Source organism: Edaphobacter aggregans DSM 19364, assembly GCF_000745965.1.
Lineage (GTDB): Bacteria > Acidobacteriota > Terriglobia > Terriglobales > Acidobacteriaceae > Edaphobacter > Edaphobacter aggregans.
In genome coordinates, this window is the sequence record NZ_JQKI01000001.1 from 40081 (window position 1) to 53348 (window position 13268).

The window sequence follows — 13268 nt, forward strand, 5'->3', positions numbered from 1 at the left end:
TCCATCCATCAAGTGTAGCGGCGGCGAACGCGAGCGGAGAAAGCTCTAGTTGCCCGAAGCCGTCTTCGTGCCCTTCGCCTCGAACTGCTCGTTCATCCACAGCTTCAGCGAGTCAAGGCTCTGCTCGCGGCCCAGGAAGTCCTTCACCAGCTGCGTCGCCGGCTTCGAAGCTCCCGGATCCAGCACCGTCCTGCGATACCGCATCGCCGCTGGACCGCCCAGCAGGTTCGCCTTGTCGAACTGCGCAAAGAAGTCCACCGCGATCACCTTGTCCAACATGTACGTGTAGTAGTTCGACGAGTAGCCCGTCAGATGCGTGAAGCTCGCATAACCCCTGTTTCCGTCCACAAACGTCGCGCGAGAGAATCGCTCGGCGTCCTGCCGCCACAGAGCATCGAAGTCCACATCCGCCGGCGCACGATCATGCAGCTGCAGCGAGTACGTCGAATACAGCAGCTGTCTCTGCACCCAGTTGCCGCGCCCGTACGCTCCGGCCGCGTTCATCTTCTCCACCAGAGAGCGCGGAATCACCGCTCCGGTCTTATAGTCCTTGCCGAACGCCGACAGAACTCCGTAGTCGCGGAACATCTCCTCCAGCATCTGCGAAGAAGCCTCGACAAAGTCGCCCTCGACATTGAATCCGCCGCCGTTCGACCACTGTCCCTGGCTGCCAAGAATGTGGTGCATCAGGTGACCGAACTCATGGAAGAAAGTCACCACCTCGCTGTACTCCATCAGTCCGGGATCGCCCGCAACGCCGCCCGAGAAGTTGCAGATCAGCACACCCTCGGGAATCTGCCTTCCGCGAATCCCCGGAACCACCGGAGCCGACGAAAACCACTTGTCCTTGCCCTCGCGCGGGTGCATGTCCAGATAGATCCGTCCCAGCTTCTTATGATCGGAACCCACAGCGTCGAAGACGTCGTACGTCGACACCGACTTATCCCACGTCTTCGCACCGGGAACCGCCTTGAACTCCACGTGGAACAGACGCGCCGCCGTCGTCAGGATTCCCTCCTGCACCTGCGTGTAGGGAAAGTAAGGCCGCACGCTCTGCGCGTCGAAGTCGTACTTCGCCCGGCGATATTGCTCCGCCCAGTAGCCATAGTCCGAGGCGAGGATGTTCTTCAATCCCGGCTGCTGGCTCTGCGCATAGGCAAGCAGAACGTCGTACTCCTTGTCCGCGATGTCGTGCGAGGCCTCGTCCACCTGCTTCAGAAACGCCTTCAGGTTGTTCGCCGAGCCTATCATCTGGTCGGCCATCGCGAAGTCCGCGAAGGTCACGTAGCCCAGCGTCGTCGCCAGCTCCTGCCGCGTCTCCAGAATGCTCTTCAGCACCGCGACGTTCTTCGGATACGCTCGCTCGTTGTATGCGATGTACATCCGCTTGCGCAGATCGGCGCTCTTGGCGAAGCTGATCACCGGCGTAAAGTCCGGAGAGTCCGTGGTCAGCGTATAGCTGCCGTCGGCTTTGGGCTTGTGCCGCGTGATGTAGTCCTCCGGCAAGCCGTCCAGCTCAGCCTTCGCCGCGCTGATCTCCAGCTTGCCGTCCGCGACATTGCGCCCGAAGACCAGCGACTGCTCGGTGATCTTGTCCTGCAGCTGGCGAATCTTCGCCCGCGTTGCGTCGTCCTTGTCCACGCCCGCAAGCCGGTACTCCAGCAGCGCGCGCTCCACGTAGTGCTTCGTCGCCGCGTCATTCGCAGGCAGCGGAACCGCCGACAGCGCCTTGTACACCGCCTGGTTCAGGTTCAGCTCCGTCTGGACCGACGAGATCTTCGCCACCAGCGCCTGCCCCTTGTCGCGCAGCGGAGCCGCATCGCCGACCGCATACATCAGATAGGCCTCGTTACCCGCCAGATTAAGCTCGTTCAAAGCATCGTCGTACGCGCGAACCGTATTCGCCACCGTGTGCTCGCCCTTCACCGCCGTCACCTTGTCGATGTCGGCCTTCACTGCGGCCAGCCGCGCATTCACCCATGTCTCGAGCGCCGCCGGATCGGCTCCTCCGGCCCACGCATGCAGCGGATCCGGCTTCTGCGCGCGAGCCCCGGCAGAGAGAGCAACCAACAAAGCAGCAGTAACTCCGCCACGAACGACGCTGTTCCGCGCAAGACGAGAGCTGACCATGAAATCCTCCAAAGAGAACCGAAGCTTCGGCGAATAGAGTGTTGTACCGGCGAGTATACCCAACGATTCCGCGGCTACCTAGACAAACGTGACGCCTGCATAGACCTACGTGACGCCTGCATAGACCTACGTGACGCCCGTGCTTCCTTCAGTGACCCGCTGCGCCCGCCGAGGCTCGGCTGCATTTATCCTTGCACGCATGGCCATCGCCGAAGACCTCGCACACGTCATCCATCAGGAGTCTGAACTTCGACTCCCACACTTCTACCACAACGACGCCTGGGAGCTCGGGCTTCTGCTCCGCAATCTCGCCGTCTCCCGCAGCCACACCCTCGTCATCGACATCCGCCGCTTCGGCCAGCCCTCGCAGCCGCTCTTCTACACCGCGCTGCCCGGAACCACGCCCGACAACGCCCGCTGGGTCGAGCGCAAAGCGAACCTCGTCGCGCGCTTCCACCGCAGCTCCTACCAACTCGGCCTCTTCCTCGCTCAGAACAAAACCACCTTCGCCGAGAAGTATTCGCTGCCGGACGCCGACTACGCCGCGCATGGCGGCAGCTTCCCGCTCCACGTCACAGGCGCCGGCATCATCGGAGCAGTCACCGTCTCCGGCCTCCCCCAGCGCGAGGACCACAACCTCGTCGTCGAAGCACTCTGCCTCACCCTCAAACGCGACCCCGCCTCGCTGCGCCTCCCCTGACCGCACACACGCGACAACATCCCGGCACAGCTTGTAGCATCGAATAAGAAGCACCGAAGGGAGCACCATGAAGGGCACAGACGTTCTCTAACACAGCTTTCAATCTCTGCCGTGATTCCGATTACTCCTTCGGCTTCGGCAGCGACGTAAGATAGGCCCTGACCTCCGCCTCGTACGACGTCACGGCGCTCTTCAGATCTTCATTCCGCTTGATCTTCGCCTGCCTCTCTGCCGCACTGTCGGTAGCAGCCGGCTGCGGATACTGATACTCGCCCGACGGCTTCATCTTGAACTCCGCCGTCACCTCGTACCAGTCGCGATCGAACGGCCGGTTGGCCTCGAAGTACACCGCCAGTTGCATAATCACCACCAGGTCCGTGTAGCAGTAGAAGCTTCGCCCCGGCTCCTCGTTCGGTTCCACGCCAGGAACTTTCCCTCCAGTTCCATCACCTCCGGCTGCGTCGCCAGCAGATAGCAGAATTGCCGGTACGACATCTTCGCCGTCGTCCTCTCCAGCACCGCCTCCACGCACGTCGCCCCCAGCGCCTCGTCGCTGCCCAGCTTCAGGATCATCCACGCCGCTGAGGCCACCTGCTCGCCCCTTCTGCTCTTGAAGAAGAACTGCCCACGCCGCTTGCGGAGAATATCCATGCGCAGCAGAAGAAACAGAAACTCGAAGAGCAGCCGCCGCATCTGCTCCGGCGGTGCCGTCGCCCATCCGCCACGCGCGTGCGCTCCACCGCGCGCAGGCTGCGCACAATCGGCAGATAGTGCCGCTCCGACAGCGAATAAAAGTGCGGCAGGATCGTCTTCCAGATCTCCTGCCGCCGAGCCTCCACCGCCTGCTGCCGCTGCAGCCAGAAGCCGATCAGCTCCAGCAGCAGCGGCAGCGTGAAGACCGACAGCATCCTGCGCAGAAAGCGATCTCTCCGCTCCGCCTCCTCGTTCCGGATCAGGATCGGCGGACTCGCAATCGCGCCCTCGCGAACAAGATCGTCCGCGCCCTTCACCCGGTAGCGCACCGTCACGCGATAGCGTCCGCGGCCGGTCGAAGGCCGCAGCTCCACCGGAGCACTCTCGACCGATTCGCCCGGAGCCAGCGACCACGCCTTCAACTCGAGCGGCTGGTACCAGAACCCCGGCTCCTGCGCGTCCACAATCGCCAGCCCGCTGATCGTCTCGCCCGTGCCGTTTTCAAAGCGCACCGTCATGTGCGCAGCCTCGTCCGGACGAACGACGCTCGAATCCACCCACATCCGCACGCGCAGTTTGTTCATTCCCGGCAGAGCCGTCGAGACCGCCACCGCGCTCTGCCGGTCCTCCGCCGGAGCTCCAGGAAAGTGGTACATCAGACGCAGCCCAGCGACGACAATGAGCGCCGCCAGCACAGCCAGCAGCACGTCACGTCAGAGATGCCGCCTCGCCTGCATCGCAGCTCCTTCCGACAGCACAGACTCAGGGCCCGGAGTTGCAGTCTCGCACCACCCGCGCGAGGCAGCCCATCGTAGCACGGGGATTCGCTCGCGACTGCCCGCCCGGAGACCTCCGCACAAATCCGCTCCCGAGCCGTGTTACCGTTCGAAGATGCGCCGATTTACCCTGGCCCTTCTGGCCTTCTTCGCTCCCGTCCTCGCCTCCGCACAGATGCCCGTATCACCCGAGACCCGCGCCACCGTCGCACACATCATCGGCGACGTCATGGTCAACGGCCAGGCCTACGAGTACGACCGCCAGCTCGCCGACACCATCGGCCCGCGCCTCACCGGCTCCGACAATTACGTTCACGCCGTCGCCTGGGCCCAGCAGCAGTTCAAGTCGCTCGGCCTGGCCAACGTCCACACTGAGCCCTTCACCCTGAAGTCCGCATGGGAGCCCGAGACCGCCGCCACCGGCCGCATCGTCACGCCGCGCGTGCAGAACCTGCACATCTACTCGCTCGGCTGGAGCCCGTCCACAGCCGACGGCGGCATCAAGGGCAATGTCGTCTACCTCCAACACCTCACCAACGAAGGCATCGACGCCCAGAAGGATAAGCTCGCCGGAAACATCGTCCTCATCGACCGCGACTCCATCGGCGAGAGCCCCGCCTTCAGCCAGATCCTCCAGGCGCTCGACCACCTCAACAAGCTCGCGCCCAAGGCCCTGTTGCTGGTCGGCGGCCCGAACGGCAGCGAGTCCGCGACCGCGCTGACCTTCGACGGCAGCATCTTCCGCTGCCCTACCGCGGAGGTCGGCGCCGAGGACACCTCGCTCATCCGGCGCATGCTCGACCACGTCCCCGTCTCCGTCGAGTTCTCGTTTAAGAACCGCATCCGCCAGGACGTCGAAGTGAACAATGTCGTCGCCGAGATCCCCGGACGCGATTTGCCTAACGAGGTCGTCATCATCGCCGGCCACCTCGACTCCTGGCATCCCGCCACCGGCGCACAGGACAACGGCACCGGCGCCTCCACCGTCATCGAGGCCGCGCGCGCCATCAAGGCCAGCGGCCGCGCACCACGCCGCACCATGCGCTTCATTCTCTTCGGCGGCGAAGAGCAGGGAATCCTCGGTTCAACGGCTTACGTGAACAACCACCGCGCCGACCTTCCCTCCATCGACTGCGTGCTCATCTCCGATACAGGAGCGCAGCCGGCCAAAGGCTGGTACCTGATGGGACGCGACGATGAGATGGACGCCCTCAAGAACGTCGAGCCGCTGCTCGCCGGCCTCGGCTCCAACGACACCACGCCCTCAACCGAGTTCCTATTCCAGACCGACCACATCAGCTTCGACTTGCTCGGCGTGCCCACGCTCGTGCTCTGGAACGACACCGACAAGTACTTCAAGCTCCACCACAAAGCGTCCGACTCCTTCGACGCCATCAACCAGGCCGACTTGAACCAGGGCGCGGCCACCACCATCGCCACCGCCTACGCCATCGCCGACTCCGCCCAGCCCTTCGCCCCGCACCAGACACCCACACAGGTCGAGGAGTGGCTCAAGAAGGCGAAGCAGTGGGACGACTATCAGTTCTTCAAGAACGCCGGCGTCTTCCCATAGAAACAACTCACTCCCACGATGAGGTGCGGGCTACACTGCACCTCACCCTCACCTCGATGACACAGCTCCCGCCAGCCCCGTCCGCACCCGCTCCATCGTCGCAAGATAAAAGTGCAGATTGTGCACCGAGTTCAGCGTCAGCCCCAGCGGCTCGCCCGCAACAAACAAATGCCGCAGATACGCCCGCGTATACCGCGCACACACCATGCAGCCGCACGTCGCGTCGATCGGCCCCTGGTCCTCTGCGTACTCCTTGCGCTTGATGTTCATGCGCACCGGAAGACCGTCCTCGCCGCGCGCAAACACCAGCCCATGACGCCCCGCGCGCGTCGGCAGCACGCAGTCCATCATGTCCACGCCCATCTTCGCGTACTCCTCAATCTCATCCGGATAGCCTACGCCCATCACGTAGCGCGGCTTGTCTTTCGGTAGCCACTCCAGCGTGCGCGCAATCATCTCGCGCGTCACCTCACGCGGCTCACCCACCGCAAGCCCGCCGATCGCATAGCCCGGCAGATCCATCTCCACCAGGTGCTCCGCCGACTCCTTCCGCAGATCGACGTACATCCCGCCCTGCACGATGCCGAACAGGTTCTGCGTCGCGCCGTTCAACTCCGCATGCCATGGCACCTTTGTTTTGTTTGCTTCGAAGTGATCCTTCGACCGCTGCGCCCACGCGTGCGTCAGCCCCATGGATTCCTTGGTCCGCTCCCAGCTGGCCGGCGTCTCCACACACTCGTCGAAGACCATCGCAATGTCCGCGCCCAGCGCAATCTGCACGTCGATCGAGTGCTCCGGCGAGAAGAAGTGTCGCGACCCATCCAGATGCGAGCGAAACTCCACGCCATCCGGCGTGACTTTGCGCAGGCTGCTCAGGCTGAAGACCTGGAAGCCGCCCGAGTCCGTCAGGATCGGACGCTCCCAGCCCATGAAGCCATGCACGCCGCCCATCCGCGCAATCAGATCGTGCCCCGGCCGCAGATACAGGTGATACGTGTTCGCCAGAATGATCTCCGCGCCGCGCCCGCCTGGCCCCATCCGCTCCAGAACACCCTGCTCGACCGTCTTAACGCTCGCAGCCGTTCCCACCGGCATAAACACCGGCGTCTCGACCACGCCATGCGGCAGCGCGAGCGAAGCCCTTCGGCCGCCGCCGCTCGCGGTCGCCTGAATGTCAAACGTCAAACCCATCCCTTCGATTGTATGGTCCCGCTCACGCTTTCTCGCGGCCGCGTATCGTAGCCCGCGCTCGCCACCGCCGCTGCAAGGGCCGCCACCAAAAAAAGGCGCCAGCCCTGGGGAGGAACTGGCGCCTAAGGATGTATTGACGTTGCTCTAGAACATCACCTTCAGGCCGAACTGAATAATGCGCGGCTGGAAGGTGCTCGAGATCACGCCGCCGGTGGTTGGCGTACCCGGATTCGTAACCGTCCCATTGGACCCATAGGTCAGCAGCGTTCCACCCAGACCGCTCGAAGGCAGGTACAGGTTCGTGTGATTGAAGATGTTGTAGAACTCCGTGCGGAACTCCACCTTCAGGCTTTCGATCGGCGTGTTGAACTTCTTGTTCGCCGCAAGATCCGTCTGATAGAAAGCCGGATTGCGCCCCGGATTGCGCCGCGCGTTGCCGAACGGGCTCAGCAGCGCACCCGAGGCGCTCCGCGTCGCCGGCAGTTGGAAGGCGTTCAGATTCACGTACTGGATGAAGCCGGTGTTCGCCTGCTTCACCGAGCGTCCCTGCGTAATCTTCTGCCCCGGCACGACATTCGGGCGATACTCATTCGCGCCGCGATACGTCGCTGCGATCTGCGGCGAGACTGCGGTGGCTGCGTTCGGCGTATACCCCAGGTTGAACGGCGTACCCGCTTGCATCGTATTGATGCCGCTGATCTGCCATCCTCCCAGCACGGCATCCACAACGCCGTTCGTGCTGTTCATGAACTTGCGCCCGCGACCGAAGGGAAGCTCGTAGACAAGGCTCGTAACGTTCGCGATCGGAAGGTTGTAGTCCGACTGCGAGTAGTCCGCCGCAAGGTTGTTCGCATCCTGCGGCGAAGGCGTGTTGCCCTCAAGCGATGCGCTCGCGTTGTCCATCGAGTGCGACCACGTGAACGAGTTCAGCAGCGTCAGCCCGCCCACCATGCGCTGTTCGTAACGAACCTGCAGCGCGTTGTAGTTCGAATAGAAGCTGTTGACCGCCGCCGTGATGTCACTCGGCCAGTTGCCATACGGCCGGGTGAACTTGCCGTTGGTGATGATCGACGGGTTCAGCTGGTTCGCGTTCAGGAAGCCCTCGAGCTTCAACCCATGATTGCCTACATAGGCCACATCGACGAGGATGTTCTTCGCCAGCTCGCGCTGCACGCTCACGAAGTAGCTCTCCACATAGCTGTCCCGCTTGTTCTTCGGAACGTACGTGATGTTGTCGGTCGCCGGATTGAACGCCGTCACCAGCCCCGAGGGATAGCCCTGCTCCGCCGTCGCAAAGCAGCTCGGAGTCGTTCCGCCGATCGGAATGATCTGCGCCGGCAGCGTCGAGCTGCAGTGATTCGTCGTCGTGGGAGCGATCTGCGTCACGCTGGCAAACTGCGCCTGCGGAGCGTTGATCGCCAGAATGTTGCCCGAGCCCGCGCGCGTGTAGTGCACGTAGCTCGTGCCGAAGCCACCGCGGATTGAAGTCTTCGTGTCAGGAGAGTATGCGAAGCCAACCCTGGGTCCGAAGTCGTTCAGGTCCGGATTGACCAGCGTGTTGCCATACACTCCGCTACCGTGATAGGGCGTAATTCCATTGCCCGCCACCGCTCCCGGCGACAGCGTCAGCACCGTCTGCGTGGCCGGATCGAAGTTCGAGATGTAGTTGTGCTGCTCAGAGTAGGGCGAACCATACTCCCAGCGCATACCGAGGTTCAGCGTCAGCTTCGGGCTCACCTTCCAGTCGTCCTGCGCATAAACGTTCTGCATCGTCTGCCGCAGATGCGCCACGAAGTAGTTCGCCAGCGAATACTGGTTCGTCGCGCCGAAGAGGAAGTCAGCCCAGTAGGTATCGGTCACCGCCGTCCCCACCGCGCTGTATCCTCCGCCGTAGTTGAACGATCCATAGAGCGGGTTGTTGTCGTTCACCGCCATCCAGATGTGCTCGTACTCGTAGCCGAACTTCAGCGAGTGGTTGCCCTTCACCCAGGTGAAGTTGACCTTCGGATCGAGCAGCGCGGGATTCTGCCACTGCGGATTGGTGGTCTGCCGACCGAACCCGCTAAAACCGGTGATACCGATCGCAGGCAAGCCTCCCGACACGCTCGGAATGGTCGGCAGCCCGGGAATCGAGAACGATGAATCGCCGATCGAGAGCGTGTACTTGCCGGCCTTCGTGCGCGAGAGCCCAAGCCGCGCATCAATGATCTTGTTTGCTCCGATCAGGTGCGTGTAGCCCAACGCAATCTGCTGGTTCAGAACACGGATCGTGCCGTTCGTCTGCCCGTCCAGCGGCAGCGGAATGGTCGGGTTATTGACCGCGTTCTCCTTGCGGTCGCTGATGCGAAGGAACCACGAGCTGCTTGGGTTCTGCTGGTAGTCCAGCCGAAGGTCGCCCTTGTCCGAGTAGTCCGTGAACGGCGCCTGCACCGCATAGTCGTTCGACGCCAGCCCCGTCGCGGGCAGGCCTGCTACCGGAAGCCCCGGAATCTGCTTGAAGTACGAGACGATCTGCTGGGACAGCGGACTCATCGCCGCCGCCGGAATCGGCTTGCCCGCCGGATACACCGCGCCTGTCACCGGATTGCGCACCGGAACCACCAGGATGCCGTTCAGCTCGTTCTGCGTCGGCAGCGTCAGCACGCTCAGCGGCTTCAGCACCTGCCGAAATCCCTCGTAGTCCAGAAAGAAGAACAGCTTGTCATGAATGATCGGCCCGCCGAAGTTCACGCCGAACTGATTGCGGTTGAACGTCGACTTCTTGAATGGAACCACGCTGCCAGTATTGCTCACGATGTTCGGTTTGAAGTATCCCGCCGCATTAAGGCTGGTGTTGCGGAGGAACTCGTATGCCGTTCCATGAAACTTGTTCGTTCCGTTTGCCGACGCCGTGTTGATCGTCGCGCCCGAAGACCTTCCATACTCCGCGCTCTCGTTGTTCGTCACCACGCTGAACTGCGCCACCGAGTCCGGAGGAACCGAGATGATCTGGTTATCGAATCCCTGGTTCGACTCGCCGTAGGCGTTGTTGTCCATGCCATCCAGCAGGAAGTTGTTGAACATGCTGCGCTGGCCGTTCACGTTGTACGCGCCCGCGCGCACCAGGCTCGAGATCGAGCTCGTCGTCGCCGCTGTCGGAGCCTGCCGCACGCCCGTCACCAGCCCCATCAGGTCCGAGTAGTTGCGGCTCACCAGCGGCAACGCCGCCGACTGATACTGCGTCACCACCTGGCTGCGCTGGCTCGAATCCGTCTCCACCTGCAGCGAGACGCCCGACACCTCAACCGTCGTGCTCGTCTCGCCCACACCCATCGTCAGGTCGATTCGTTGCCGCGCGCCGACCGACACCGTAATTTCATGCGCCCGCGCCGGCGAAAAACCTTGCTTCGACACCTCGATGTCGTACTGCCCCACACGCAGCGCCGGAACCTCGTAGTCGCCGCTGTCGTTCGTCTGGCGCGTGCTCACGACGCCGGTCGCAATATTTGTGACTTTAACGGTTGCAGTAGAGATCACCGCGCCCGTGGCGTCGTGCACTGTACCCACAATGCTGCCATTGTCATACTGAGCCAGGGCCCGCCCCGATGTCAGTGCCAGGCACACAAGTGTCGCCGTCAGTAAAAAGAGAAATTTGCGCATAGCAGTAACGCTAACGTCTCTCTGTGTACGCACCGTAACCAGACGATGAACAGAACGTTTCATCGGGCTCTCCTGTTGGATTTTTTTGGATTGGTCTATCCGCTACTTCACGCCCGCCGTCACCCGCAGCTGCTCCGGAACCAGCGGGCTCGACAGCAGCTTCGGGTCGCCCGTCAGGTAGTACGTCGGAATCCTCGGGTACTGCTCCTCCACCAGCACCAGCGTCCTGAAGTCGAAGCTCTGCATCTCCGCCCTCGACTCCATCCCGTTCTTCACAATTGCCCCGCACAGCGCATTCACAAACGCCTGCGGCCCCACCGTGTGGTTCTTGTGCGCCTCGTCCGTCGTGATGCCCTCGGGCATCAGCTTCGTCTCTAGGTTGAACCGCGCCCGCGCCGCATTCTCCGCGCGCTCCTTCGCGTGCGGATCGCTCTTCCCCGCGCCCGTCGTGTAGTACTCTACGTAGAACTTCACAAACTGGAACAGCTGCGCCGCGTACGTGGGAACATACGGGCTCATCAGCGCCTCTTTCTTCGCGAACGCCACCGCCACCGGCGATAGCGCCAGATCGTTCTTCTGCTCCCCGCCGAAGTGCAGCCTGTCGCAAATAAATGACTTCTGCGCCTCCGTGCTGGAGATGTCCTTAATAAACACCCGGTTCTCCATCGTGTACGCCGCGCCATCCGCCCTGCGACAGCTCTCCGGATTCAGAAACTGGTCGTGCCATATCAGCGACACCCCATCCGTCGTCACGCCCGTGTCCGTCTCGAGCGTCGTCGACAGCTGGTCCAGCCCGCCCTCAAACGAAGGCAGCGTATTCTCCGGCCTCAATCCCCGTCCGCCGCGATGTGCCGTCACATCGAACCCCGCAAGCCGCGCCCGCTCCTCCTCCGTCTTCGCCGCCGCGCGTTCCTCCTTCAGCACCGCCTGCAGCAGGTCCGGCCGATCCGTAATCAGCCCATCCACGCCCATACGAATCTGCGCGCGCATCTTCTCCGGTTCGTTCGTCGTCCACGGCACCACCTTGAAGCCCTTCGCCTGCAACTCCTTCACAGGAACCGCGCCACTCAGCACCGTCGCATCCACCGGTGACAGCACCGGCACCACCGCACCATGCGCCTTCGCATGTTCGCCGGCCTTCTCCATCAGCTGCAAATAAGGATTCGCCACCTGCGCCTTCATCGCCACCGCCACACTCATCGAGAAGACTACGCCGCCCACAACTCTCTTTGTCATAGACAGCCAGCGTCCCACACCAACGTTACGCTGGTGTAAGAAACACTCTCCGCTGAAAGTGCGCTTGAATTAGAAGTGGTGCGAGATCCCCACAATCACCGTGTAATCCGCAAAGAACGCATCGCCTCTTTTCGTGCCGTTCTCGATCTCCGGAACGCTCGGCGGCCTGTCCCTGCGCAGGGCCCACGGCCCGTTCACCATCAGGGTCGTCCGCCGCACGTTCACCATCAGCCCCGGGTCGATCGAGATCACGCTGCCCGGCCGCCGGAACCCGTTGCTGTCCCCCAGCAGGTCGCGCACCGGAACGCCCTCGCCGCGCACCCCCAGGCTCAGAGCGACGCCGCGCACCTTCGGCAGTCCCTGCGAGACTCCCAGCCGATACAGATACTGGTCCGTCACCGACATCACGCTCTGCCCCGGCTGCGACCGAAACGTCGGCACTCCATTCGTGTCCATCGGGTTGAACAGATACTGCGCCTGCCCATACAGATCGGCCCTGCGCCACATGGACTTGTACCCCTGCGCCCCAATCGTGAATCCCCACCCGCCATCGCCCGGCTGCATTGACTGATCCGCCGTCGCCTCGATCGTCTTGCCCCTGTACAGCGCCGACCCCCTCGCATTGTTGATCCCCACGGGAACCTTCACCATCGCGTTCACCGCCACGTTGCCGCCAAACTCCGTCGGCGGTCGGAAGATCCACCGCTGCGCGCCCAGCAAAATATCCCCCAGCCCGCTCACCTGAAACACCCCCGACGGCGGATACAGCTGATTGCGCGAGCCATCGAACACCGGCACATCCGCGATAAAGCTCCACTGCGGCGTAAACCTGTACTCCACCCCGATGTCGAAGATGTTCTGGTGATTCCTCGTCGCGTTCCTGCGATTGATCTCCTCGTCGCCGATAAAGTACTTGTTCGAGTTGTACACCCTGTACCCGATCTCCACCGTCAGGTTGTGAATCGACAACCCCCGCGTCGTCCCTCCATCCCACACCCGCACCAGCTCATCCATCGACCGCTGGTTCGAGTGCGCCGCCACGCAACCCTGCCCAAACCCTCGCGCCGCCGGCATCACCGCCAGCACCCCCAGAAAAACTCCCATCCATACTCTCGTTCTTGTTCTCATGGTCGTCCTCACAGCAATGCCTCACACAAATTTGCTCGCGCGGAACAAAACTCAGCTCTTAGGAGCGCCACAACTCTACGTCGCCGCTCCAGACGTCGTCTTCCACCAAAAGGTGGAGATCCCCAACAATCAATGCCCGAAAGGAACGCGACCCCACCGCACACCAAAAAAGAAGAGCGCCCCAAAAGGGCGCCCCGGAGAG

At 62.6% G+C, this 13268-nt stretch carries 10 protein-coding genes; 2 read left to right on the forward strand and 8 right to left on the reverse strand.

Features of this window, described 5'->3' with window-relative positions; translation table 11 throughout:
* Positions 1-45 precede the first annotated feature (45 nt).
* Positions 46-2130, reverse strand: a complete 2085-nt coding sequence (locus Q363_RS00205; RefSeq protein ID WP_051978113.1) for a M3 family metallopeptidase — start codon at positions 2128-2130, stop codon at positions 46-48.
* Positions 2131-2269: 139 nt separating this feature from the next.
* On the opposite strand from Q363_RS00205, the gene Q363_RS00210 reads away from it, so the two are divergent.
* Positions 2270-2830 carry a heme-degrading domain-containing protein gene (locus tag Q363_RS00210; RefSeq protein WP_245631951.1) on the forward strand — a complete coding sequence of 187 codons (561 nt, stop codon included), beginning with the start codon at positions 2270-2272 and terminating at the stop codon, positions 2828-2830.
* A 121-nt stretch (positions 2831-2951) separates the two neighbouring features.
* Here Q363_RS00210 and Q363_RS00215 read toward each other — a convergent pair whose 3' ends face one another.
* The 3 genes from Q363_RS00215 to Q363_RS35510 are packed head-to-tail and all read right to left on the reverse strand — an operon-like array spanning position 2952 to position 4230.
* Complete coding sequence (locus Q363_RS00215; RefSeq protein WP_157466437.1) at positions 2952-3251, reverse strand: hypothetical protein; 300 nt, start codon at positions 3249-3251, stop codon at positions 2952-2954.
* Entirely contained in the window at positions 3194-3421 is a 228-nt protein-coding gene (locus Q363_RS41915; RefSeq protein ID WP_169746900.1) for a hypothetical protein, read from the reverse strand. The genes Q363_RS00215 and Q363_RS41915 overlap by 58 nt, the downstream gene beginning before the upstream one ends.
* Positions 3400-4230, reverse strand: coding sequence for a hypothetical protein (locus Q363_RS35510; RefSeq protein WP_051978115.1), 831 nt, complete (start codon positions 4228-4230; stop codon positions 3400-3402). Before Q363_RS35510 ends, Q363_RS41915 begins: the two co-directional genes overlap by 22 nt.
* A gap of 184 nt (positions 4231-4414) precedes the next feature.
* Between Q363_RS35510 and Q363_RS00230 the strand changes: the two genes are divergently transcribed.
* The gene (locus tag Q363_RS00230) at positions 4415-5872 is read left to right on the forward strand and encodes a M20/M25/M40 family metallo-hydrolase (RefSeq protein ID WP_035346898.1); all 1458 of its coding nucleotides are present in this window, start codon (positions 4415-4417) and stop codon (positions 5870-5872) included.
* A 48-nt stretch (positions 5873-5920) separates the two neighbouring features.
* On the opposite strand, the gene tgt is transcribed toward Q363_RS00230, so the two are convergent.
* From tgt to Q363_RS35515, 4 genes are all read right to left on the reverse strand, one after another.
* Positions 5921-7063, reverse strand: coding sequence for a tRNA guanosine(34) transglycosylase Tgt (gene tgt / locus Q363_RS00235; RefSeq protein WP_035346900.1), 1143 nt, complete (start codon positions 7061-7063; stop codon positions 5921-5923).
* Between the two features lie 144 nt (positions 7064-7207).
* Positions 7208-10765 (reverse strand): TonB-dependent receptor, encoded by a 3558-nt coding sequence (locus Q363_RS00240; RefSeq protein ID WP_245631952.1) that lies wholly within the window; start codon positions 10763-10765, stop codon positions 7208-7210.
* A 39-nt stretch (positions 10766-10804) separates the two neighbouring features.
* Positions 10805-11938, reverse strand: a complete 1134-nt coding sequence (locus Q363_RS00245; protein WP_035346904.1) for a glycerophosphodiester phosphodiesterase family protein — start codon at positions 11936-11938, stop codon at positions 10805-10807.
* A gap of 69 nt (positions 11939-12007) precedes the next feature.
* Positions 12008-13042: a hypothetical protein gene (locus Q363_RS35515; RefSeq protein ID WP_051978116.1), complete on the reverse strand. Its 1035-nt coding sequence runs from the start codon at positions 13040-13042 to the stop codon at positions 12008-12010.
* Positions 13043-13268: the final 226 nt, after the last annotated feature.